This is a genomic window from Luteibacter sp., from assembly GCF_051958795.1.
Lineage (GTDB): Bacteria > Pseudomonadota > Gammaproteobacteria > Xanthomonadales > Rhodanobacteraceae > Luteibacter.
The window spans coordinates 1-21780 of the sequence record NZ_JBQCFT010000038.1 but is presented as its reverse complement, the minus strand read 5'-3'; the positions used below and the strand labels follow the sequence as shown (position 1 = coordinate 21780).

General features: G+C 66.8%; 17 protein-coding genes and 1 tRNA gene. 5 read left to right on the top strand and 13 right to left on the bottom strand.

Features of this window, described 5'->3' with window-relative positions:
- Window positions 1-9: 9 nt before the first annotated feature.
- Together ACTHLF_RS02260 and ACTHLF_RS02255 are read left to right on the top strand one after the other, a co-directional pair.
- Entirely contained in the window at window positions 10-1047 is a 1038-nt protein-coding gene (locus tag ACTHLF_RS02260) for a Dyp-type peroxidase (protein ID WP_440324465.1), read from the top strand.
- On the top strand, window positions 1040-1840 hold the full coding sequence (locus ACTHLF_RS02255) for a family 1 encapsulin nanocompartment shell protein (RefSeq protein WP_440324463.1): 801 nt from the start codon (window positions 1040-1042) through the stop codon (window positions 1838-1840). Before ACTHLF_RS02260 ends, ACTHLF_RS02255 begins: the two co-directional genes overlap by 8 nt.
- An 85-nt stretch (window positions 1841-1925) precedes the next feature.
- Here ACTHLF_RS02255 and ACTHLF_RS02250 read toward each other — a convergent pair whose 3' ends face one another.
- The 3 genes from ACTHLF_RS02250 to ACTHLF_RS02240 all read right to left on the bottom strand — a co-directional run bounded on the left by ACTHLF_RS02250 (window position 1926) and on the right by ACTHLF_RS02240 (window position 6751).
- Window positions 1926-4976, bottom strand: a complete 3051-nt coding sequence (locus tag ACTHLF_RS02250; protein ID WP_440324461.1) for an efflux RND transporter permease subunit — start codon at window positions 4974-4976, stop codon at window positions 1926-1928.
- Window positions 4973-6067, bottom strand: coding sequence for an efflux RND transporter periplasmic adaptor subunit (locus tag ACTHLF_RS02245; RefSeq protein WP_440324459.1), 1095 nt, complete (start codon window positions 6065-6067; stop codon window positions 4973-4975). The genes ACTHLF_RS02250 and ACTHLF_RS02245 overlap by 4 nt, the downstream gene beginning before the upstream one ends.
- Before the next feature lie 81 nt (window positions 6068-6148).
- Window positions 6149-6751: a TetR/AcrR family transcriptional regulator gene (locus ACTHLF_RS02240; protein WP_440324489.1), complete on the bottom strand. Its 603-nt coding sequence runs from the start codon at window positions 6749-6751 to the stop codon at window positions 6149-6151.
- Between the two features lie 145 nt (window positions 6752-6896).
- On the opposite strand from ACTHLF_RS02240, the gene ACTHLF_RS02235 reads away from it, so the two are divergent.
- The gene (locus ACTHLF_RS02235) at window positions 6897-8459 is read left to right on the top strand and encodes an MFS transporter (RefSeq protein ID WP_440324457.1); all 1563 of its coding nucleotides are present in this window, start codon (window positions 6897-6899) and stop codon (window positions 8457-8459) included.
- Here the strand turns inward: ACTHLF_RS02235 and ACTHLF_RS02230 are convergent.
- Both ACTHLF_RS02230 and ACTHLF_RS02225 read right to left on the bottom strand, forming a co-directional pair.
- Window positions 8447-11500, bottom strand: coding sequence for a TonB-dependent receptor (locus ACTHLF_RS02230; RefSeq protein WP_440324455.1), 3054 nt, complete (start codon window positions 11498-11500; stop codon window positions 8447-8449). The two genes, ACTHLF_RS02235 and ACTHLF_RS02230, sit on opposite strands and share 13 nt — an antisense overlap.
- 180 nt (window positions 11501-11680) lie before the next feature.
- Window positions 11681-12064, bottom strand: a complete 384-nt coding sequence (locus tag ACTHLF_RS02225; protein ID WP_440324453.1) for a TraR/DksA family transcriptional regulator — start codon at window positions 12062-12064, stop codon at window positions 11681-11683.
- 104 nt (window positions 12065-12168) lie between these two features.
- On the opposite strand from ACTHLF_RS02225, the gene ACTHLF_RS02220 reads away from it, so the two are divergent.
- Window positions 12169-12447, top strand: a complete 279-nt coding sequence (locus tag ACTHLF_RS02220; protein WP_440324451.1) for a hypothetical protein — start codon at window positions 12169-12171, stop codon at window positions 12445-12447.
- 117 nt (window positions 12448-12564) lie between these two features.
- Here the strand turns inward: ACTHLF_RS02220 and ACTHLF_RS02215 are convergent, their stop codons facing one another.
- Window positions 12565-13611 (bottom strand): permease, encoded by a 1047-nt coding sequence (locus tag ACTHLF_RS02215; protein WP_440324449.1) that lies wholly within the window; start codon window positions 13609-13611, stop codon window positions 12565-12567.
- Between the two features lie 81 nt (window positions 13612-13692).
- On the opposite strand from ACTHLF_RS02215, the gene selD reads away from it, so the two are divergent.
- Window positions 13693-14733: a selenide, water dikinase SelD gene (selD, locus tag ACTHLF_RS02210; protein WP_440324447.1), complete on the top strand. Its 1041-nt coding sequence runs from the start codon at window positions 13693-13695 to the stop codon at window positions 14731-14733.
- Window positions 14734-14793: 60 nt separating this feature from the next.
- Here selD and ACTHLF_RS02205 read toward each other — a convergent pair.
- From ACTHLF_RS02205 to ACTHLF_RS02175, 7 genes are all read right to left on the bottom strand, one after another.
- Window positions 14794-14889: transfer RNA gene (locus ACTHLF_RS02205), tRNA-Sec, on the bottom strand.
- A gap of 10 nt (window positions 14890-14899) precedes the next feature.
- On the bottom strand, window positions 14900-16834 hold the full coding sequence (gene selB, locus ACTHLF_RS02200) for a selenocysteine-specific translation elongation factor (RefSeq protein WP_440324445.1): 1935 nt from the start codon (window positions 16832-16834) through the stop codon (window positions 14900-14902).
- Entirely contained in the window at window positions 16831-18234 is a 1404-nt protein-coding gene (gene selA / locus ACTHLF_RS02195; protein ID WP_440324443.1) for an L-seryl-tRNA(Sec) selenium transferase, read from the bottom strand. The genes selB and selA overlap by 4 nt, the downstream gene beginning before the upstream one ends.
- A gap of 33 nt (window positions 18235-18267) precedes the next feature.
- A complete protein-coding gene (gene fdhE / locus ACTHLF_RS02190; RefSeq protein ID WP_440324441.1) occupies window positions 18268-19215 on the bottom strand; it encodes a formate dehydrogenase accessory protein FdhE in 948 nt (315 codons plus the stop codon).
- Window positions 19212-19871 carry a formate dehydrogenase subunit gamma gene (locus ACTHLF_RS02185; protein ID WP_440324439.1) on the bottom strand — a complete coding sequence of 220 codons (660 nt, stop codon included), beginning with the start codon at window positions 19869-19871 and terminating at the stop codon, window positions 19212-19214. The genes fdhE and ACTHLF_RS02185 overlap by 4 nt, the downstream gene beginning before the upstream one ends.
- Window positions 19868-20785 (bottom strand): formate dehydrogenase subunit beta, encoded by a 918-nt coding sequence (fdxH, locus tag ACTHLF_RS02180; RefSeq protein ID WP_440324437.1) that lies wholly within the window; start codon window positions 20783-20785, stop codon window positions 19868-19870. The genes ACTHLF_RS02185 and fdxH overlap by 4 nt, the downstream gene beginning before the upstream one ends.
- A gap of 10 nt (window positions 20786-20795) precedes the next feature.
- Window positions 20796-21780, bottom strand: a 985-nt coding sequence (locus ACTHLF_RS02175) for a molybdopterin dinucleotide binding domain-containing protein (protein ID WP_440324435.1), incomplete at its 5' end; no start/stop codon positions are given.

The window sequence follows — 21780 nt, the reverse complement described above, 5'->3', positions numbered from 1 at the left end:
GTGAAAACCGTGGCAACTGTTGTTCCCCAGCCGGTGGTGGCTACGCTGTCGCGCTCGGCCATGTTCCTCGTGCTCACGGTGAACCCGGGATCGGTGGCGGCGGAAGCCGTGCGTGGCATGTGCGGTGACCTTGCCGGCCTGCTGCGCGCCGTCGGCTTCCGCGATCTCGATGGGCAGCTTTCCTGCGTGATGGGCTTCGGTTCCACCGTGTGGGACCGCCTGTTCTCCGGTCCGCGCCCGGCGAACCTGCATCCGTTCAAGGAGATCAACGGCGTGCATCGCGCGCCTTCCACGCCGGGCGATGTCCTGCTGCATATCCGCGCGAAGCGCATGGACCTCTGCTTCGAACTCGCGACGCAGATCCTTGCCCGCCTGGATGGCGCGGTCGAGGTCGTCGACGAGACGCACGGCTTCAAGTACTTCGATGATCGCGACCTGATCGGTTTCGTCGACGGCACCGAGAACCCCACCGGCTTCGAGGCGATCGAGGCGGCCGTGATCGCCGATGAGGATCCCGCCTTCACCGGCGGCAGTTACGTCATCGTGCAGAAGTACCTGCACGACCTGAAGCGCTGGAACGAAGTGCCGGTGGAGGCGCAGGAGAAGATCATCGGCCGGCACAAGCTGTCCGATATCGAGCTCGACGACGCGGCCAAGCCCTCGTACGCGCACAACGTCCTCACCAGCATCGAGGAGGATGGCCAGGAACTGGATATTGTTCGCGACAACATGCCGTTCGGCGATGTCGGCAAGGGTGAGTTCGGTACGTATTTCATCGGTTATGCGCGCTCACCGGCGCGCACCGAGAAGATGCTCGAACACATGTTCGTCGGCCTGCCGCCCGGTAACTACGATCGCCTGCTCGATTTCAGCATCGCGAAGACGGGCTGCCTATTCTTCGTGCCGGCCGCCAGCTTCCTCAGTGATATCCCCGATGCGCCGGGTGCCACCGGCGCGCGTATCGATTCCGACTCCGATGCGTCGGCGCCGTCCGGTGACGGCTCGCTGGGCATCGGCTCGCTCAAGATGGAGAAGCAACATGGGTAACCTGTTCCGTGAACTCGCGCCCGTCAGCGGCGGCGCGTGGAAGCAGATTGAAGACGAAGCCACGCGCACCCTGAAGGAGCACATGGCGGCCAGGCGCCTTGTCGACGTAGTAGGCCCGCGTGGCTACGACCTCGGCGGCGTGGCGACCGGCCACGTCCGCGAGATCGCCGCGCCGGATCAGGGCGTTCGCGCATTGCAGCGGCAGATGGCGCCGCTGGTCGAGCTACGCGTCCCCTTCGTGCTCTCGCGTGAAGAGCTCGACGGCGTCGCGCGCGGCTCGAACGACCCCGACCTGCAGCCGCTGAAGGACGCGGCGCGCAAGCTGGCCTTCGCCGAGGACCGTGCGGTCATCGACGGCTATGGCGATGCCGGCATCACGGGCATCCGCCAGGCGAGCGACAACAAGAAGGTCGCGTTGCCGGCGGATATCGCCGCGTATCCGCGCGCGGTGGCCAAGGCATTGAGCGAGCTCCGGCTCGCGGGTGTGAACGGGCCGTACCGCCTGGCCCTTGGTGCAAAGGCCTATGCCGCCGTGAACGGGGCGACCGACGAGGGTTACCCGGTCTACCGTGAGCTGCACGGGATGCTCGATGGCGGCATCGTCTGGGCACCGGCCATCGAGGGCGGGCTGCTTGTTTCGACCCGTGGCGGCGATTACGAGCTACACCTTGGCCAGGATGTATCGATCGGTTATGACTCGCATGACGCCACCTCGGTGACGCTGTACCTGCAGGAGAGCTTTACGTTCCTGTCGCTGACGGCGGAAGCGTCGGTTGATCTTGTCGCTGGGTGATCGGGTTCCCTTCGGCGCTTGAATGCGCATGCGCGATAGAGGCACTCGTCGGCCTCTATCGCGCGCAAGCGCGCTCCCACAAGGCTTAGGCGGGCCTGATGCGGTACCAGATCGCATACAGCGCTGGCAGGAACAACAGCGTCAGCACGGTACCGCCGATGGTGCCGCCGATCAGCGTGAAGGCCAGTGAGCCCCAGAACACCGAGAAGGTCAGGGGAATAAACGCGAGCACGGCGGCGAGCGCAGTGAGGATCACCGGGCGCGAACGTTGCACCGTCGCTTCCACCACCGCGTGGTAGGGATCGAGGCCTTCGCGCTGGTTCGTATGGATCTGGCCAATCAGGATCAGCGTGTTGCGCATGATGATGCCAGCCAGGCCGATCAGGCCCAGGATGGCGTTGAAGCCGAACGGCTGGTGGAACAGCAGCAGCGTCGGCACCATGCCGACCAGGGCCAGTGGCGCGGTGGCCAGGATCATCAGCATGCCCGAGATCGAGCGCACCTCGAACACGATCACGATCATCATCAGCAGGATCATCAGCGGGAACACGGCGGCGAGCGCCTTGTTCGCCTTGCCCGCTTCCTCGAGCGCGCCGGCGGTGTCGATCGCATAGCCCGGCGGGAGTGAAGCCACCAGCGGCTTGAGCTGCGTGATGAGCTGCATGGAAATGTCCGGCGGCTGCACGCGTTCATCGATGTCGCCGCGCACGGTGATCGTCGTGACCCGGTCGCGCCGGCGCAGGATCGGATCCTCCATGCGCGTCTCGGCATGGCCGAGCTGGTCGAGCGGCACGCGCTGGCCGGCGCTACCCACGAGCGAGAAGGCACCGAGCCGCGCCGGGTCCAGTCGGGTTGGGCCAGCACTGCGGGCGACCACGTCCACCGAGCGGATGTCTTCGCGCACGCTGGTGACGGTGATGCCCGTGAGGAGGAACTGCATCTGCTGGGCGGCGTCGTGGGTGCTCAGGCCGATGGCCTGGAGCCGATCCTGGTCGAGCACGAAATGCACCGTGGGCACGCGCTCGTCCCAGTCCGAATTCACCGTGCGCATGGCAGGGTTCTTCTGCATCACCTCGCGGACCTGTCCGGCGATGGCCCGGACCTTGTCTTCGTCAGGCCCGGAGACACGGAACGCGACGGGGAAGGGCGAGGGCGGCCCGAAAACGATCTGCGTGGCGCGCACGCGTGCCTCGGGCGCAAGGCCATCCTGCACAGTCTGGCGCACGCGCAGCTTCAACGCTTCGCGGGCCTTCTCATCCTGGGTCAGCACCACGATCTTGGCGAACGACGGATCCGGCAGTTCCGGGGCCATGCCCAGGAAGAAGCGCGGCGCGCCCTGGCCGATGTACGTGGTGACGATGGCGGACTCGGGCTGCTTGCGCAGCCAGTCCTCCACCTTCGTCGCCGCCCGCTGGGTCGCATCGAGGGCCGTGCCTTCCGGCATCTGCACCTCCACCAGAACCTCGGGGCGATCGGAAATCGGGAAGAACTGCTGGCGAACGAAGCCCATGCCGAACACTGCGACGGCGCACAGGCCGACGACGCCCAGCGCCACGATGACCTTGCGCCGCACGACGAATGCGATGAGCCGGCGGAACGCCTGGTAACGCGGCGTACCGTAGATGGCGGCGTGGCCGCCTGGCACGGGAGCGATCTTCGGCAGCATCTTCACGCCAAGGTACGGGGTGAAGATGACGGCGACGAACCACGAGGTGAGCAGCGAGAACATCACTACCCAGAAGATGTTGCCCGCGTACTCGCCCGCGGTGGATTGGGCGAAGCCGACCGGCATGAGGCCGATGGCGGTGACCAGGGTGCCCGCGAGCATGGGTGCCGCGGTGTGGCTCCAGGAGTACGTGGCCGCGGCGACGCGGTCCTTGCCTTCCTCCATTTTTACGACGATCGTCTCGATGACGATGATCGCGTCATCGACCAGCAAGCCCAGTGAGAGGATAAGTGCGCCCAGCGTGATGCGGTCGAAATCGCGCCCCGTGACCAGCATGATGATGAAAACGCCGGCCAGTGTGAGCGGGACGGCCGCGGCGACCACCAGGCCGACGCGGAAGCCCAGGCTGATGAGGCTGACCGCGATCACCACGGCGAGGGCGACGAAGAACTTCAGCATGAACTCGTCATAGGCCTCGGCGATGTTAACGGCCTGATCGGTCACCTTGGTGAAGGACAGCCCGAGCGGCAGGTCGCGCGAGATGGTCGCGGCCTCTTTTTCCAGCGCCTTGCCGAGTTCGAGGCCGTTATAGCGCTCGCGCATCACGACGCCGAGGATCAGCGACGGCTCGCCGCCGTTACGGACGAGGACGGTGGCGGGATCTTCGTAGCCACGACGCACCGTGGCGATGTCGGCGAGGCGCACGGTCTTGCCGTTCGCGATCACCGGGGTCTGCTCGATGGTCTTCAGGTCATCGAATGCGCCATCGAGCCGGATCAGCACCTGCGGGCCGGCCGTATCGATCGAGCCCGCGGCGGTGAGCACGTTCTGCTTGTTCAATGCATCGAAGATCGCGGTGGGCGCGATGCCGAGCGTGGCAAGGCGCTCGTGGGAGAACTCGACGAAGATCTTCTCCGGGCGCTCGCCGATGATGTTGACCTTCTTCACGCCCGGGACGTGGAGCAGCTGCTGGCGAAGCGTTTCGGCCTCGCGCACGAGCAGGCGCTGCGGTTCACCGCGTGCCTTCAGCGCGTACAGGGCGAAGGTGACGTCCGCATACTCGTCATTGATCAGCGGCCCGATGACGCCCTGCGGAAGCTTCGCCGCTTCGTCGCCGAGCTTCTTGCGTGCCTGGTAGAACTCTTCCTGCACTTCGCCCGGTGGCGTGTCGTCGCGCAGCGTCAGCGTCGTCCAGGCCACGCCAGGACGGGTGAAGGTCTCGCTGCGGTCGTACCACTTCAGCTCCTGCAAGCGCTTTTCCAGCGGCTCCGCGACCTGGTCCTGCATTTCCTTCGCCGTGGCGCCGGGCCACGCCGTCACGATGGTCAGGACCTTGACCGTGAACGCCGGATCTTCGGCGCGACCCAGGTGCACGAAGGCGAACAGCCCCGCGACGGAGACGGCGATGATGAGGAAGAGGGTGACGGCGCGCTCGCGCACGGCGAGCGCCGAAAGATTGAAGCCGCTCATGGCTGGATCCCCGCGACCTGTGCGGTACGCACCTGCTCCCCGTCGTGCAGTTGATGCGCGCCGAGCGCGACGAAGCGCTCGCCCGCGTGGAGGCCGGCGGTGACGGCGACGGTCTCCGCGCCGACGGTGCCGAGCGTCACGGCGCGCCACGTCACGGTGGATCCCTTGTCCTGTACGACCCAGACGCCCGGGCCCTTGCCGCGATCGAAGATCGCCGCGAGTGGAACCGTCGCGGGCGCTGCGTGGAGGGATGCGAGGTGGATGACCACCGTGGCGCCCAGCGGCGCGTCCGCGACCGTGCCATCGAGCACGTAGCGGGCTTCGAAGGTGCGCGTGAGCGGATCCGCCGCGTCCGAGAGCAGGCGCAGGTGCGCGCTCGTGGCCGCGCCGTCGGCGCCGTAGAGCGTGGCGCGCGCGGTGGAGCCGATGGCGGGGCGCAGGGTTTCCGGCAGGGACACCAGCGCCTCGCGCGGGCCTGCGTGGGCAAGGCGGATAACCACCTGGCCGGCGGTGACGACCTGGCCTGGCTCGGCGAGCGTTTCGACCACGGTGCCGTCGGCGTCTGCGAGGAGGACGGAGTAGCCGGCCTCATTCGCGCTGACGGCCGCCTGGGCCTGCGCGGCACGCAAGCGCGCCGCGGCGGCATCGGCGGCGGCCTTAGCCTGGTCATAGGCCGATGCCGATACGGCGCCACGACCGACCAGCCCGCGGAAGCGCTTTTCGTCCGCTTCAGTCTGGATCGCTTGCGCCCGCGCGGCTTCGAGCTGGCTGGCGGAGGCGCTGTCGGCCAGCGCAAGGTCGGTCCGGTCGATCCGCAGGAGCGGCTGGCCCTTCCTTACGGTCTGGCCTGCGTCGACGAGCCGCTCGACGATCTTGCCGGGGACGCGGAAGCCCAGGTTGCTTTGCACGCGCGCCGAGACAACGCCCGTGAACGCCGATTCGCCGGTTTGCGTGGCTTCGAGCGTCGCGGTACGGACCAGCGGGGCCACGAGGCGGGGATCCGCCTCGGTGCGGGAACAGGCCGAGAGAGCGACGGCGAGCGCCGCGCTGGCCAACAACGGGAGGGCGAGGGTGAGCGGACGAGCGTACATGGTGGCTTTCCGGGACTGGGAAAACCACTGGGTGGTGTCGAGTGACCAATTGGGCAAGTAGTCACAAGAGATTTATTTTTCCTAGGGCGCGAGGCTCCGCAGGATCAGGCTGGTCACGGCCGGGAGCCCCGCGTCGACCAGGTCCAGGTTGTGCTGCAGCAGGACGGGGTCGGCGAGCGGGAGCGCGGAAATCCAGATGCCACCGATCACCTCGTCCAGCGGGGTCTTCCGCTCGAACGCGCCGCTTTCGCGGCCCGCCTGGATGATTTCCGTAAGCAAAGCAGATATTTGCGCAATATGGCTCTCGGAGCTTGTCCATCCTTCGGCGCGCGAATGGGCGACGATGTCGTAGAGCTGCCGGTCGTTGAAGAACTGGGCCAGCGACTGCTCCACGGCCGTCCGCAGCAGCGCGCGGACCTTCTCATGCGGCGTGGCGGCGGCGTCAACGGCGGCCTGGATCGCGGTGAATTGCGCAAGCAGGGTTTTGCTGCAGATAGCTTCGCCAATCGCCTGTTTCGAATCAAAAAACTTGTACAGGTACGCTTTCGAGAAGCCGATGGCCTTCGCCAGGTCGGACATGGTCGTCTTGGCATAGCCGTAGCGGCTGAAATGGGCGTCGGCGGCCTCGATGATCTGATCGCGCACGCCGGGCGCCGGGGTGTCGACGGAATTAACGGAGTTCATGGCCAGACCTATACAGGAGCCCGGGGAGATGGGCAATCAATGACCATTTCGGAAATGGGTCACAGCCCGGACCGATTCAAGACATGCCCGAGGGACGTTCGTCGCGTCCAAGGCAGCCGGGGGCCGCCGGCACTAAGCTTGGCCCATGACCGACAACCCATCCCTTGATACCGCGGCCACGTCGGTCCCCTGTACGGAGAGCCAGCGGCGCTGGACCCTCGTCGCTGCCATCCTCGGCTCCGGGATGGCGTTCGTCGACGGAACGATCGTCAACGTGGCGCTGCCGGCGATCCAGCAGGCCATGCACGCGACGACCGCGGACGCGCAGTGGGTGATGGAGTCTTACGCGTTGCTGGTCTCCGCCTTGCTGCTCGTCGGAGGCGTGCTCGGCGATCGCTTCGGCCGCCGCCGGGTGTTTGCCATCGGTGCGGTCGTGTTCACGCTGGCCTCGCTCGTGTGCGCGATGTCGCCGGACGTCAACGCGCTGATCATCGCGCGCGGCGCGCAGGGCCTGGGCGCCGCGCTGCTGGTGCCGGGGAGCCTTTCCCTGATCACCTCGGCGTACCCGAAAGAGCGGCGCGGTCGCGCGATCGGCACGTGGTCGGCGTTTAGCGGTGTCACTGCCGCACTTGGCCCGGTCCTCGGCGGTTTCCTCGTCGAACATTTCTCCTGGCACTGGGCCTTCCTCATCAATCTTCCGCTTGGCATCGCGCTCGTCGCCATCTGCCAGTGGCGCGTGCCGGAAAGTCGCGGTGCCGGTGCCGGGCGCATCGATGCATGGGGTGCGCTGCTTGCCACGGTGGGGCTCGCCGGGGTCGTGTATGCGCTGATCGAGGCGCCATTGCTGGGCTGGATGGCACCTGCTGTTTTGCTCGCGGGCGTGGTCGGCGTCGTGGCGCTGGTCGCGTTCCTCATCGTCGAGCAGCGCGTCGCCTCACCGATGCTCCCACTGGTGCACTTTCGCGATCGCAACTTCGCCGGCGCAAACCTGCTGACGCTGCTGCTCTATGCCTCGCTCGGTGGCAGCATGTTCTTCGTGCCACTGAACCTGATCCAGGTGCAGGGCTACGGCGCCACGGCGGCGGGCGCCTCGCTGTTGCCGTTTATCGTGATCATGTTCGTGCTCTCGCGCTTTGCCGGCCGCCTGGTGGATGTCGTCGGGGCGCGGCTTCCGCTGGTCGTCGGCCCCAGCATCGCCGCCGTGGGCTTCGCGCTCTACGTGTTGCCGGGCGTCGGCGGCTCGTACTGGACCACCTTTTTCCCGCCCTCGGTGATGCTCGGCCTTGGCATGAGCATCACCATCGCACCGCTCACCACCACGGTGATGAACGCCCTCGATCCCTCGCTCGCCGGTACCGCCTCGGGCGTGAACAACGCCGTCTCCCGGGTGGCCGGCCTGATCGCGATCGCCGTCTTCGGCGTGCTGCTTACCCACGGTTTCGACGTGGCGCTGCGGCACAACCTGGCGGCGATGCACCTGCCGCGCGAGGCCGTCGAGACGATCATGGCCCAGCGCGCCAGGCTCGCCGGCATCGAGCTGCCGCCGGGGGCCGAGGCGGCGAGGCGTACGGTCAACTACGCGTTCGTCGCCGGCTTCCGCCAGGTGATGTGGCTTTCGACGGCACTCGCTGCGCTCTCGGCGCTCGTCGCGGCGGTCATGATCCGCGACAAGCGCACGCCAGCCAGCCAGGCGCCTCAGAAGTCGTAGCTCGCCCCCAGCCGGACGTAACGCGGGAGCTGGCGTACCTGTGCCTGGCCGTACTGCGGATCGGCGACGCCGGGGTCGGTCTGCGAATACGGGTAGATGTTGAGTGGGCGCTGCTCATTCGCCACGTTGAACACGCTGGCAGTGAAGGCGAGCTTTCCATCGGCGAAGCCCGGCCGGTACGTGGTGCCGATATCGAGCTGGCGGACCCACGGCAGGCGGCCGTGCGAGCCCGGCGGCGAGGGTTTGCCATCGCAGTAACGGTACGAGTTGCCGTAGCCCGAGGGGTCGGTGAAGTCGGGGCCGTAGAAGCCGAGGCAGGTCTTCGGCGCGCCGGAGACGAGGCTCAGGTTGGCCGACACCAGCCATTCCGGCGTGAGCTGGTAGTAACCGTATAGCTTGAGCTGGTGGCGGTGGTCGTTGTTCGTCGGACCGTTGGTGTTTTCCATGATGTAGCTGTTGTCCCAGTCTTCGCTGGTGGATGCCGCGGTCTGCTGCAGGTCCGAGCGAAGCTGCCCTTCGGTGTTGCCGTAGCTGCGTGAGAACACGTAGTCGAGCTTGGCGTACCAGGTGCCATCAAACGGGTGCTCGAGGAAACCTTCCAGCGCGTAGTAGCGGCGCTTCAGGCCCTGGAAGCCGAGTTCCTTGTTGCTGAGCGGCACGTTCACGACGTTGCCGTTCACATCGATCAGGTTGAACGTGTTCGCCCGGCCCGGATTGAACAGGTAGCAGCTGTTGGTCGAGGTCACGTCATAGCCGAGCGACGCGGCCTTCGCCGTAATACGGTCGACATCGCAGTAGTCATCGATGGCGCTGCGCAGGATGCGTTGCGTGGCCTTGGCGCCGTACACCCAGTTGGCGCCCGCGGTCTTCTGGAAACCGAGGATGAATTCGTCCTGGTATTCGGACTTCAGGTTCTTCGCCGTCACCGTGCGCGCATCAGGCAGTACGCCGTAGTAGTTGTTCGACGAGACCGGCGCCGAGAAGGCGGTAAGGCCAGTCGGCAGGCCCTGGCCGTCGATACCGCCATACGTGAAGTACTGCGACGTGCTGAGCGACGCGCCGGCGGCATTGAGGCCCGGATTGAGCGGCAGGCCCAGGTAGTAGCGTCCCGCGTTGCCGTAGACCTTGAAGCTGGCATCGCCATTCACGTCCCAGCTGAAGCCGAGGCGTGGCGCCCACTGCGGACGATGCTGGCTGACGTACGAGTCGCCATCGCGGTTGAAGTTCTCGAACTGGTCGTTGCGCAGACCCAGCGACAGCAGCCACTGGTCGCTGACCTGCCACTTGTCCTCGACGTATTGTGCGCGCTGGGTGGCGCGGACGCTGGCGAGCGAGCTTACGACGTGGCGCACCACATAATAGCCCTGCTGGCCGTTGGGAATGCCACCCGTCGCGGGCACGCCCAGGCCGGTCGAGATCGGCACGTTGGGATCGGCCTTGCCGTAGCTCCAGTAATAACCATCGGCCGAGGCGGTCGAGCCCTGGTCGATCGCCCGGGTGACCTGGTTGTCGATACCGGCGCTCAGCGTGTGGTCGCCGAGCACATACGTGATATCGAGACGCGTGTTGTTGCTGCGCGTGCTGCGACCGGGATTGATGACCGTCTGGACGGTCTGGTTGTTGCCGATGGGGCTGCCGCCGTTGAGCGCGGGGTTCTGGTTGATCAGGCCATCCGCATAGGTCAGGGTGCCGTCGTACGCGCCGGGCTGGTCGTACTGGTCGAGCTTCATCTTGCCGTAGAGGGCGGACACGGTGAGGTTGTCGGTGATATAGCCGGTGTACTTGGCCGTCCACACGTCGCCACCGGTCTTGATGTCGTCGGCGCTGCCGATGCGCTCGCCGCGCTGCAGGGCGTTGTAATCGTAGTCGTAGACCGTGCCCTGGGTTTCGCGCTTGCTCGAGGCGCCGGTGAGTTCAAGGATGTGGTTGTCGGTGATGTTCCAGTCGACCTTGCCGTACCAGCGCGGCGAGTCGTAACGGTAGTGCACGTCGGGGCTCACGTTATCGACGGCGTTGTGCGTATCGGCCTGCTCGCGCTCGAACTCCCCGGCGAGGAAGAAGAACAGCTTGTCCTTGATCAGCGGGCCGCCCACATAGCTGCTGACGGTCGTCACCCAGTCGCGGTTCTCGCGGTTGGGCTTGTACAGCGAGCCGGCCACGGGCGAGGAGGGCAGGCCGTTGGTGTAGAACGTGTTGACCGAATCGGCGCGGGCGAACGCGGGCTCCCACAGGATCTGCGCGCCGTAATGCCATTCGTTGGTGCCGCGCTTGCCGACCTGGTTGATCACGCCACCATCGGAGCGGCCGTACTGCGCGCTGTAGCCGCCGGTATAGACCTCCTGCTGGTCGATGGCGCCATAGGGCAGGGAGATGCCGCCCATCCCGCGCTGGGGATCCGTGACGTTGTAGCCGTTGATGTAATAGGCGTTCTCGCTGGCGGCGGAACCGCCGAAGCTGTTGAGGCGCTGGCCCGTCGGGCCGGTATAGCCGCCGCCGTTGCTCACGACGCCTGGCGCGAGACGCGCCACGTCGGCGGCGTTGCGCGCAAGCGGCAGCTTGGCGAGCTGGTCGGCAGTGATCACGCTGCGGGAGTCCACCGCCGCCACGTCGATGGAGGGCAGCGCGTTCTGCGTCACGGTGACGGACTCGAGGTTCTGCGCGGCCTGCGCGGTGAACGACACATCGACGGAGGCACCGACGCGGAGCGTCACGCCGCTGCGCTTCTGGACTTCGCTACCGCCTTTTCGCAGCGTCACCGTATAGGTGCCTAGTGGGAGCTGGCCTGCGGCGTATCGGCCCTTGTCATCGACGGGGACCTCGCGGCTGAGCCCCGAGTCGCCCTGGACCAGGACAGTTTCACCTGCATCTATCGGGGCCTGGCCGGTGATGGAGCCGGTAGTGGACTGCGCGTAAGCCTCGGCGGCGCCAAGCAGGGCGACCACCGCGACGAACAGGCGGCGACGGGCGGAAACAACGGCATTCGGCTTCAAAACAGCTTCCCCTTGGTATCCAGGATGAGATGCGCGGGCGGCACCGTTCATGTTGCGGTGCGGCAGGCGTGTCCAAGGAATATCGAATAGACGTCTATATGTCTAGACGTACATACGTGAAGCAGCCGTCACGAGGGAAACATTGCGTTTCCCGTGGTGAACGCTGAAGCGGGAAAAGGGGTTCCCATAGGCCGGTAATCGGCCTATGGTGGGGAGTTGTCCCGGGATTCCTTACAGGCCGCGGCGAGCGTTGCGCTCGCGGGCTTCGGACTCATCGATCGTGTAAATGGTCTCCGGCACTGCCTCCAGGCGGGCGCGCGGGATCGGCTCGTCGCTCTCGTCGGAGCGGCCGTAGCTGCCTTCCTCGATCTTCTCGAGCGCACGGTCGATCGCGGCCAGGCGGCCCTCGCTATGGGCGAGCACGGCTTCGTCGTTTTCCTGCTGGGCGAAGCGCTCGCCGTCGTCGCCTTCATCCTGGGGCTCGCCGCCCGCGGCGGCCTGCCAGGCCTGCTCGTCGCGGCCCGCGGCATTGCCGACCGAGATCAACTGGCGGCGGAGCTCGATGAGACGCTCCTTCTGGCGGGCGATAAAGGCGGAATCGAGGTCGTGGGACATGGGTCTCTCCGTGAATGGTGCGTGTGGGAAAGCGCGTGGTTTAGCAGGCGCCGCCGGCGTAGGATTGTCAAATCGCATCCAGCCGACCGCCTGGACGGTACGCCATGCTGCGTGAGCCCCATATCCATTGCCCGCTTTGTGGCTGGGAACCGAAGGCCGATTCCCGCTGGATCTGCGCGCCCGGCGAACCCGGTTCGGGCTGCATGACCCGCTGGAATGTGTTCTGGACTGGTGGCTGCTGTCCCGGATGTGGGCACCTGTGGGCCGTGACGTCCTGTTACGCATGCAACAAGGCCACGCCGTTGAAGGACTGGTACCACTACCCCAGCGATGCCGAGAGCGCGATCGAACTGGCGCGCGAGGCCGAGGCGGATCCGTTGTAACGCCACACCGGTGGGGGAAATGCCTGTGGGAGCGCGCTTGCGCGCGATTTGGGGTGACGCGAGCACCCATCGCGTGCAAGCACGCTCCCACAGCACGCTCCCACCACGGTCGGGCGGTTACTTCAGTAGCGCCAGGGCCAGGTACGCCGCCGCGATGCCGAAGGCAACCACGGCGAGGGCCAATGCGACCAGCAGCCGCAGCGGAAGCGAGCGGCCCAGCATCGCGAGTGACGGCAGGCTCACCGGCGGCAGCGTCATCAACAGCGCCGCCGCGGGGCCCACGCCCATGCCGAGTGCAAGCATGGCCTGCACGATCGGGACTTCGCCCGCCGTCGGGATCACGAAAAGCATGCCCGCGATGGCGAGGCCGGCGATCCAGTACCAGCTGTTGTCGATGTCCGCACCGATGTGCGGGAACAACCAGGCGCGCGCCGCGCCCAGGGCAAGGACGATGACGATGTATTCCGGGATCAGCCGCACTGTCATGCGCAGGAACAGGGTGGCCCAGCGTCGCGCGATGTCGCCCACCGAGCGGGCTTCTTCCTCGGGGAGCGCGTCGATCGGGACCACCGTGGCCGGTCCCGCGATGCGGTTGGCGAGCCAGCCGAGTCCGAACACCATGGGAACGGCCAGCGCCAGCCGGAAGCCGGCCCACTGCCACCCCAAGACGAAGCCGGTAAAGATGAGGGTGGCCGGGTTCAGCAGCGTATTGCTCAGCCAGAACGCGACCGAAGCACCGGGTGCGGCCTGCCTCTGGCGTAGCCCTGCGACGACGGGCGCGGCGCAGCAGGTGCACATCATGCCGGGTACGCCGAGCAGGCCGCCTGCCAGCGTGCTACCGAAACCGCCGCTGCCTAGCATGCGCTGGATGGCGCGGGCGGGAAGCAGCGCCTGGATGCCCGAGCCGAGCAGCAGGCCGAGCAGCATGGCTTTCCAGATGGCCTTGCCGTAAGCCATCGCATAGTCGAAGGCCGCGCTCCACGAGGGTGCGGGCGGGGCCGCCGCATCACCCATCAGGATGGAATGCCCGATGGAATGATTCGCCGCGGCCTCGTAAGCGCGACCGTAGTAGGGGTACCACTTCACGTAAAACAGCCCGGCGACAACGATGAGGGCGAAGATCGCCCAGCGCATGCCGTTGCTTCGATGCGAGACTGCGTTCATGGCTTTCCCCGGTAACCAGAGCATCGCTATGCTGCACCTATCGCGCGCCTCGCGCTACCGCGCTTTTGTATGGATGTGCCCATGAATGCCATGCGTTTGACTGAACTCGCCCACGGCGGCGGTTGTGGCTGCAAGCTGGCTCCCTCCGTCTTGCAGGAACTGCTCGCCGGAAAGGCGTCCAGCATGCCGTTCGCCTCGTTGCTCGTCGGCAATGAATCGAGCGATGACGCGGCGGTATGGCAGGTGGATGAGCGGACCTGCGTGATCGCGACCACCGACTTCTTCATGCCGGTGGTGGATGACCCCTACGAGTTCGGCAGGATCGCGGCGGCCAACGCGCTATCGGACGTCTACGCGATGGGCGGCAAGCCGATCATGGCGCTGGCGATCCTTGGCATGCCGCTCGGCAAACTGCCCGTGGATACCGTGCGCGCGATCCTCGCCGGCGGCGAATCGATCTGCGCGGACGCCGGCATACCCGTGGCGGGCGGGCAGTCGATCGATTCGGCGGAGCCGATCTACGGCCTTGCCGCGATCGGCCTGTGCAAGCCGGAGGAGGTGCGCAGGAATTCGGGCGCACGGGTCGGCGATGTACTGATCCTCACCAAGGGCATCGGTGTCGGCATCTATTCGGCGGCGTTCAAGAAGGAAGCGTTATCACCCGAGGCATATGGCGAAATGATCGCCTCGACCACGCTGCTCAACCGCATCGGGCATGAGCTGGCCCAGGACAGCGACGTGCACGCGATCACGGATGTCACCGGCTTCGGTTTGCTCGGCCATGGCATGGAAATGGCCCGCGGTAGCGGCGTGCGGCTGCGCATCGATCAAGCGCGCGTCCCGTTCCTTGCCGATGCCGAGGCGTTGATCCAGGCGGGCTATGTCACGGGGGCGTCGAAGCGGAACTGGGCCAGTTACGGCGAGGGTGTCGTCTTGCCCGATGCGTTCCCGGAGTGGCGGCGAGACCTGCTAACCGATCCGCAGACGTCAGGCGGCCTGTTGGTCGCGTGCGCGCCGGAGCGGGCGGAGGCAATCCGCGCGATGATCGAGGCGGTGGGGTATGCGCGGGCGAGTATCGTGGGTGAGGTGGTTGGGGGTGAGGCGGGGGTTGTTGTGGCTTGATGCATGGCAATCGCGCGCAAGCGCGCTCCCACAAGAGCGCGGGCGCGCGGGGTAGCGGGATGGCGGAAGAGCATGGGAGTCGAACCCACCCGAAACAGTCTGGCTGCCTCACCCGGATTTGAAGTCCGGACGCCCCACCGGGGACGATGCTCTTCCATGCGACCCGCTAGGACGAAGTCGGCGCGTAGAGGTCGAGGTACTCCGCGCGGATGCTGCGCAGCGTGCCGCGATTGAGCATAACACCCTGCCTGTCGAAGAACTCCAGGATCTGGATCGCTACCTTGCGGCCGTTGTCCAGCCGGTCGCGGAACTGGGCGGCGGTGAAGCGTCCGTCGGGTGCGTGGCTCGCGATGTCGACGGCGATGCGTACCATCTCGTCCACGACGTCGCGCAGGAAGAAGTGGTCATGGGCGATCTCGTCGGCGAGGCCGCGTCGCGCGGCGGATTTCATGCGCTGGCGGATCTCCACTTCCGGCCTGCCAAGCGCTCCGGCGATGTCGCGTACGCGTGGCGGTCGGAAGCGTTCTTCGCCTCCGAGCAACGGCGCGATGCGCTGCCATGCAGCCTCGTCGTCAGGCGTTGCCATGGGCACGTGGCCCGCCAGCCTGACGAAGGCACCATCACGCACGACGCGCGCCTGCACCTCGGGACGCAGCAACGCCTGCGTGAAAGCAGGGGCGGGCAGGCGCGGCTGCACGGCGCGGCGCAGGGTCTCGCGCGGCATGCCCTGCAGGTCGGGGTGTTCGCCATGGAACGAGGCAAGCCGTTCCACCATGCTGTCGACGGCGCGCTGCCAGTGCGGCGCGCCGAGCGCGATGCGCGTGCCGCCCCCCTCGAGGACCACGGGTGCGAGGTCATCCACCAGGGACTGCAATGCCGCCGCGGATAGCGCGCGATCCCGCGCGAATGCAACGAGGTCGCGTCCGTACGGCGGCGCATCCAGGAGGGCGCGAAGGCTGTCGCGCGAAGCTGCCTGCGCCCATGCGTTGCGTTCGGCGCCGCGTGCCGGCGTGCGCCGCTGGCGGCCTGGCGCACGCAGGTCGATGAAGAAACCGCCGCCTATCGTCCGTTGGGCCGTGGTGTCGCGCAGGACGAAGCGATCCAGGGACGCGGCGGCGATCGGGCGATCCAGCACGAGCTGGACGTCCATGCTTTCGCCCGGGCGCATCGTGTCGCCCTCGAGCAGCACGATGCGCACGCCGGTTTCGGCGGACGCATGATGGAGACGGGCCGGGAACCATGAGCCGATCGCGCGCGGCTCGCCGGGAAGCAGCCGCAGCCGCGCATCGATGCGGTCGGTGGGCGCATGCAGCGAGGGATCCACGATCATGTCCCCGCGATGGATCGCATCCTTCGTGATGCCGCTGCCGGCGAGATTCAACGCGACGCGATCGCCCGCGGCACCTTCCTCCGCCTCCTGGTTCTGCGCGTGGACGGAACGCACGCGCGCGACGAGTCCCGAGGGGCTCACCACCACGGCGTCCTTCACCTGAACCGCGCCGGACAGCACCGTGCCGGTGACGACGACGCCGATGCCCGGGAGCGTGAAGACCTGATCGACCGCGAGGCGGAAGCAGGCGTCGTCGCGTCTTGCCTGCCGTGTCCATGCTTCCGCGGCGAGTCGCGAGCGGAGAGCATCGATGCCAGCGCCACTGACGACCGAGACAGGAATGATTTCAGCATCCTCGAGCGTCGTGCCGGCGAGCATCTCGCGCACGTCAGCGCTCACCTCGGCCACGCGCAAGGGCGTCGCGACATCGGTCTTGGTCAGGGCGACGACGCCGTGGCGGATACCCAGCAGGTCGAGGATCGCGAGATGCTCGCGCGTCTGCGGCATCACGCCATCATCCGCGGCAATCGCGAGCAGGGCCATGTCGATTCCGCTGGCACCCGCCACCATCGTCCGGACGAACTTCTCGTGGCCGGGCACGTCGATGAAACCGAGCGTCGGGCCATCGGGCAACGGCAGGTAGGCGAAGCCAAGGTCGATGGTGATCCCGCGCGCCTTTTCCTCCTTGAGCCGGTCACCTGCGACGCCGGTCAGTGCCCTGACCAGCGACGTCTTGCCTTGGTCGATATGGCCCGCGGTGCCGACGATCATGGGTGCCGGGCGAGGTTCGCCAGGAAGCTGGCCTCGTCGGCCTCGTCCAGGCAGCGCAGGTCCAGCTGCAGCGCACCCTCGGTAATGCGGCCGATGATCGGGCGTGGCAGCGCGCGCCAGGTATCGGCAAGCGCGTCGAGCGCGCGCTGGCTGCCGGCCGACCGGATCAGCAACGCGGCACTGGGCAGGGTATCGAGGGGCAGCGCGCCGGAGCCTACCTGGCTCGCGCAGGCGCCGACCTCCACCTGGAACGCGTCGCCAAGGCGGCTGGCGACGTCGGGACGCAAGCGTTCCGCCTGTGCGCGGATGGCCTCGTGCGTGCGCGCGAGGTAACGCAGCGTGGGTAGCCGTTCCACCAGGCGGTCGGGATCGCGGTAGAGGTGCAGGGTCGCCTCGATGGCTGCGAGCCGGACCTTGTCGACGCGTAGCGCGCGCTTCAGCGGATTGCGATTGATGGCGGCGATCAGCTCGGCGCTGCCGACGATGAAACCCGCCTGCGGGCCGCCCAGCAGTTTGTCGCCGGAGAAGGTCACCAGCCGCGCGCCTTCGGCAACCCCGTCGCGCACGGTCGCTTCGCGCGCCAGGCCGTAAGCGGAAAGGTCGACAAGGCTGCCGGAGCCGAGGTCGTTCAGCAGGGGCACGCCGGCCGTACTGGCGATGTGCGCCAGTTCGCGCGCCGGGACCTCCGCGGTGAAGCCCTGGATGCGGTAGTTCGAGGTGTGCACCTTCAGGATAAGGCCGGTGTGCTCGTCGATCGCGGCCTGGTAGTCGACCGTGTGCGTGCGGTTCGTGGTGCCGACCTCGACCATGTGGGCGCCGGCGCGGGCCATGATGTCCGGCATGCGGAAAGCGCCGCCGATTTCGATGAGCTCGCCACGCGAGACGATCGCACCGCGGTTGAACGCGAAGGTGTTGAGGCACAGCAGGACGGCGGCCGCGTTGTTGTTGACCAGGGTGGCGTCCTCGGCACCAGTGAGTTCGCGAAGCAACCCACGGACGTGGTCGTCGCGTTCGCCGCGCCCGCCTTCCTCCAGGTCGTACTCGAGTGCCACCGGATGGCGCATGGCATCGACCGCCGCCTCCACCGCCGCCTCCGCGAGCAGGGCGCGGCCGAGGTTGGTGTGGAGCACGGTGCCGGTGAGGTTGAACAACGGGCGCAGGCCTGGGAGGCGGGCGTCGAGCCGGCGACGCGCTTCATCGAGGATGGATGCGATATCGGATGCGGACGGCGTGCCGGCACGGATGCGGTCGCGCGCGGCGTCCAGCGCCTGGCGTACCGCGTCTGTCACGGCGACCCGGCCGTGGGCCTCCAGGAGCGGCACGGCTTCCACCGCGGCCAGCACGGTGGTGACGGCGGGGAGGCGGCGCAGGGCGCCGTGGTCGGCTTCAGCGATATCCATGCGGGGAGCGTAGCCCCATCGCACGGCGATTTTCTAGTCGATGTCGGCGGCTTCGCCCACGAGCAGGAACGGGTTCGGCGCATGCCGGGAAAAGCCTGCTTCGGCGACAAGGAGATCCAGCCCCAGCGACGCAAGGTCATCCGCGACCGGGTCCGCCTGCATGTCCTGCAACTGGTAAAGGAGCTTGCTGTAGGTCTGGCATTCCCCACAGGTTTCGGCCTTCACCAGGCCGTTGTCGCCCTCGATCGCCTGCACCTGCAGGGTGCGGGTACCCCCACAGGTGATGCACGAGGCACGCACGTGGTTCCACGCGGTGGAGCACAGCGAGCAGTGCAGGAACCGCGTGCCGGGCGTGATGCCGCTGGCCGTGATCACACCGGCCACGCTGGGCGAGCCGCAGCAGGGGCAGAGCGAGCGTTCTTCGAGGAGGCGCAGGTCGGCGACGACCAGCCGCGAGGCGGAGACGGTGAAGTAGATCTGCAGGGCGGCTGCGATGTAGACGGCCGCGGCGGTCTCCGTAGCAGCTACCTTGCCGCGAAGGAACTGGTCGGCGAGCCGTTCCAGCGCCGCATCGTCCATGTCACGCAACTGCGCGATCGCCTCGAGCGCCGGCGGCGGCAGTTCGCCGGACTCGACTTCGGCAAGCATCAGGCGCAGCCCTTCCAGCCACGCGGGATGCCGCGGATGGCCATCGGCGGCCATGGGGGGTAACCGGTTTTCCACGGCGCGTGCGACGACATCGGCGTCCGGTGTGCCGGATGGTGCCAGCGTGGTGGCGACCGCGTGCTGGGCCCGCGAGAGGCCGGCGATAAAGCGGAGCCACGCTTCGAGCGGATGCCCATCGCCAAGCTTTTCCAGCCGCTGGGCAGTCACGGCGAACCGCCGGGAGCGGTCGGGCCGGGCGATCGGATCAGGCGACTTGACCCCGGCGTGCGAGGGTCCGGTCCATTTGGCGTCGGGCGGCAGTTGGGCTTGCTTCACGTATGTTTCCCAGGGGCGTCGCCACGGCGGCGGTAGCCGATGATCTGTTGGAACCACTTCCGGTGATGGTGCCATGCCCAGCCGGGGGTCACCCAGCCCTGGGTCATGCTGCGCACCGAATGGCGGATCCAGATGCCGGCATAGATGTGCACCACCAGCACGAGGATGGCGGCGAAGGCACACAGGCTGTGGATGAGGATCGCGATGCGCTGGGTTTCGATGGAGGTGGCCTTGCCGAAGTACACCTCCCACACCAGCAGGCCCGTGATGAACAGCACCGGGATCAGCGCGGTCATCGACCAGAACACGGCCTTCTGGCCCGCGTTGTTGCGCTCCACCGGGGGCACCGCTTCATCGTGGTTCAGCGCGACATCCACGATGGCCTTCGACCATTCCACATCGCCGCGGTTGAACAGGTTGTGCCGCCAGAACTGGATGAACATGCCGATCCAGCTGATGACCAGCCCGCAGCCGAACCAGGGGTGCGCGGCGCGTGCCCACTGGCCGCCGCCGAACAGGCCGGACATCCAGAACAGGATGGGGTGGAACATCGACAGGCCGGAGATCACCAGCAACAGGAACAAGCCGGCATTGATCCAGTGGTTGACGCGGTTCAACGTGGTGTACCGCGTGATCGCGTTGGCGGGACGGGTCATGGCACCTGTTCCTCCTCGGTTTCACGGATCTCGCGCGCGGCCTCTTCTTCGTCTTCCTTCATCGTGTCGTTGGGGCCCACGGTGATCCAGTGGAAGAAGCCAGCGAGCGCGGCAAGGGCGATGCCGGCGACGGCCAGGGGCTTGTACAACCCCTTCCAGGCCTGCACGAGGTAGCTGATGTGCGGCTTGTCGGGCAGCCCCGAATAGAGCGAAGGCTTGTCGGCATGGTGCAGCACGTACATCACGTGCGTGCCGCCAACTTCCTGCGGGTCGTAGAGGCCCGCGTTCGCGAAGCCGCGCGATTTCAGGTCGACGATGCGCTCGGCGGCCTGGTGCTGCATGTCCGTCTTGGCGCCGAACATGATCGCGCCGGTAGGGCAGGCCTTGACGCACGCGGGTTCGAGGCCCACCGTCACGCGATCGGAGCACAGCGTGCACTTGTACGACTTGTGGTCGGTCTTGCTCACGCGCGGGATGTTGAACGGGCAGCCCTTGATGCAATAGCCGCAGCCGATGCACTTGTCGCTGATGAAGTCGACAATGCCGTTGGCGTACTGGACGATCGCCCCAGGCGCCGGGCACGCCTTCAGGCAGCCCGGATCCTCGCAGTGCATGCAGCCATCCTTGCGGATCAGCCACTCGAGGTTGCCCTGTTCGTTCTCGTGCTCCGCGAACTTCATCAGGGTCCATACGCTCGGCCCGAGGTCATTCGGGTTTTCGTACGAGCCCTCGAAGAAGCCGATCTCCGGGCGCAGGTCGTTCCATTCCATGCACGCCGCCTGGCACGCCTTGCAGCCGATGCAGCGGCTGACATCGATCAGCTTGGCTACCTGGTCTTCGTGGCTGCGCGTGGCGGGCGGCGTCATGGTCGACGCGGAGCGGCGGATGTAGTCTTGCGATTGCAGGTCTGACATGTCGTCCGCCTCAGGCCGTGGGAGCCGACGTCTTTTCGACGTTGACCAGGAACGCCTTGAACTCCGGCGTCTGCGTGTTGGCGTCGCCCACCGAGGGGGTCAGCGTGTTGGCGCCGTAGCCCTTCCTGGCCTGGCCGGTGAAACCCCAGTGCAGCGGTACGCCGATGACATGCGTCGCCTTGCCATCGACCAGCAGGGGCTTGATGCGCTTGGTGACGTAGGCCTTGCAGATCACCTCGCCGCGCTTCGAAGACACCTTCACCCAGCCACCCTGGGTGATGCCCTTCTCCTTCGCCAGCACCTCGCCGATCTCGACGAATTCCTCCGGCTGGAGGATCGCGTTGATCAGGGCGTGCTTGGTCCAGAAATGGAAATGCTCGGTGAGGCGATAGGTGGTCGCGACGAACGGGAAGTCCGAGGGCTTGCCGAAGTTGTTGCGGTCGTGGTCGAACACGCGCGCCATCGGGTTGGCCCGTACCTTCGGGTGCAGCACGTTCTCCACGGGTGATTCCATGGGTTCGTAGTGCTCGGGGAACGGCCCCTCCACCAGCAGGTTACGGCCGAACAGGCGCCCCTGGCCTTCCACGGTCATGATGAACGGTCCATCGTTTGCCGACGGCTTCTGCGCGACCGGATAGTCCGGCACGTCGATGCCGACCCACTTGCTGCCGTTCCATTCGATGATGGGTTTGCGTGGATTCCATGGCTTGCCATCCGGATCCGCGCTGGCGCGGTTGTACAGGATGCGGCGGTTGGCAGGCCACGCCCACGCCCAGTTCGGCGAAAGGCCCTGCTCGCGCGGGTCGGTCGCATCGCGCCGCGCCATCTGGTTCCCCTTCTCGGTGAAGCTGCCCGCGAAGATCCAGCAGCCGGACGCGGTGCTGCCGTCGTCGCGCAACTGGGCGAAGCTATCGACGAGCGTGCCCCCCTTCGAGGTCACGTTGGTCACCGGATCGGTCACATCCGTAAGGAAGCGCCCGTTCATTTCCTTGGCC

Excerpts from the sequence above, each read along its gene's own strand:
- ACTHLF_RS02255 (WP_440324463.1), top strand. The coding sequence starts at position 1,040 with ATGGGTAACCTGTTCCGTGAACTCGCGCCCGTCAGCGGCGGCGCGTGG.
- ACTHLF_RS02250 (WP_440324461.1), bottom strand. The coding sequence starts at position 4,976 with ATGAGCGGCTTCAATCTTTCGGCGCTCGCCGTGCGCGAGCGCGCCGTC.
- ACTHLF_RS02245 (WP_440324459.1), bottom strand. The coding sequence starts at position 6,067 with ATGTACGCTCGTCCGCTCACCCTCGCCCTCCCGTTGTTGGCCAGCGCG.
- ACTHLF_RS02240 (WP_440324489.1), bottom strand. The coding sequence starts at position 6,751 with ATGAACTCCGTTAATTCCGTCGACACCCCGGCGCCCGGCGTGCGCGAT.
- ACTHLF_RS02235 (WP_440324457.1), top strand. The coding sequence starts at position 6,897 with ATGACCGACAACCCATCCCTTGATACCGCGGCCACGTCGGTCCCCTGT.
- ACTHLF_RS02230 (WP_440324455.1), bottom strand. The coding sequence starts at position 11,500 with ATGAACGGTGCCGCCCGCGCATCTCATCCTGGATACCAAGGGGAAGCT.
- ACTHLF_RS02225 (WP_440324453.1), bottom strand. The coding sequence starts at position 12,064 with ATGTCCCACGACCTCGATTCCGCCTTTATCGCCCGCCAGAAGGAGCGT.
- ACTHLF_RS02220 (WP_440324451.1), top strand. The coding sequence starts at position 12,169 with ATGCTGCGTGAGCCCCATATCCATTGCCCGCTTTGTGGCTGGGAACCG.
- ACTHLF_RS02215 (WP_440324449.1), bottom strand. The coding sequence starts at position 13,611 with ATGAACGCAGTCTCGCATCGAAGCAACGGCATGCGCTGGGCGATCTTC.
- selD (WP_440324447.1), top strand. The coding sequence starts at position 13,693 with ATGAATGCCATGCGTTTGACTGAACTCGCCCACGGCGGCGGTTGTGGC.
- selB (WP_440324445.1), bottom strand. The coding sequence starts at position 16,834 with ATGATCGTCGGCACCGCGGGCCATATCGACCAAGGCAAGACGTCGCTG.
- selA (WP_440324443.1), bottom strand. The coding sequence starts at position 18,234 with ATGGATATCGCTGAAGCCGACCACGGCGCCCTGCGCCGCCTCCCCGCC.
- ACTHLF_RS02185 (WP_440324439.1), bottom strand. The coding sequence starts at position 19,871 with ATGACCCGTCCCGCCAACGCGATCACGCGGTACACCACGTTGAACCGC.
- fdxH (WP_440324437.1), bottom strand. The coding sequence starts at position 20,785 with ATGTCAGACCTGCAATCGCAAGACTACATCCGCCGCTCCGCGTCGACC.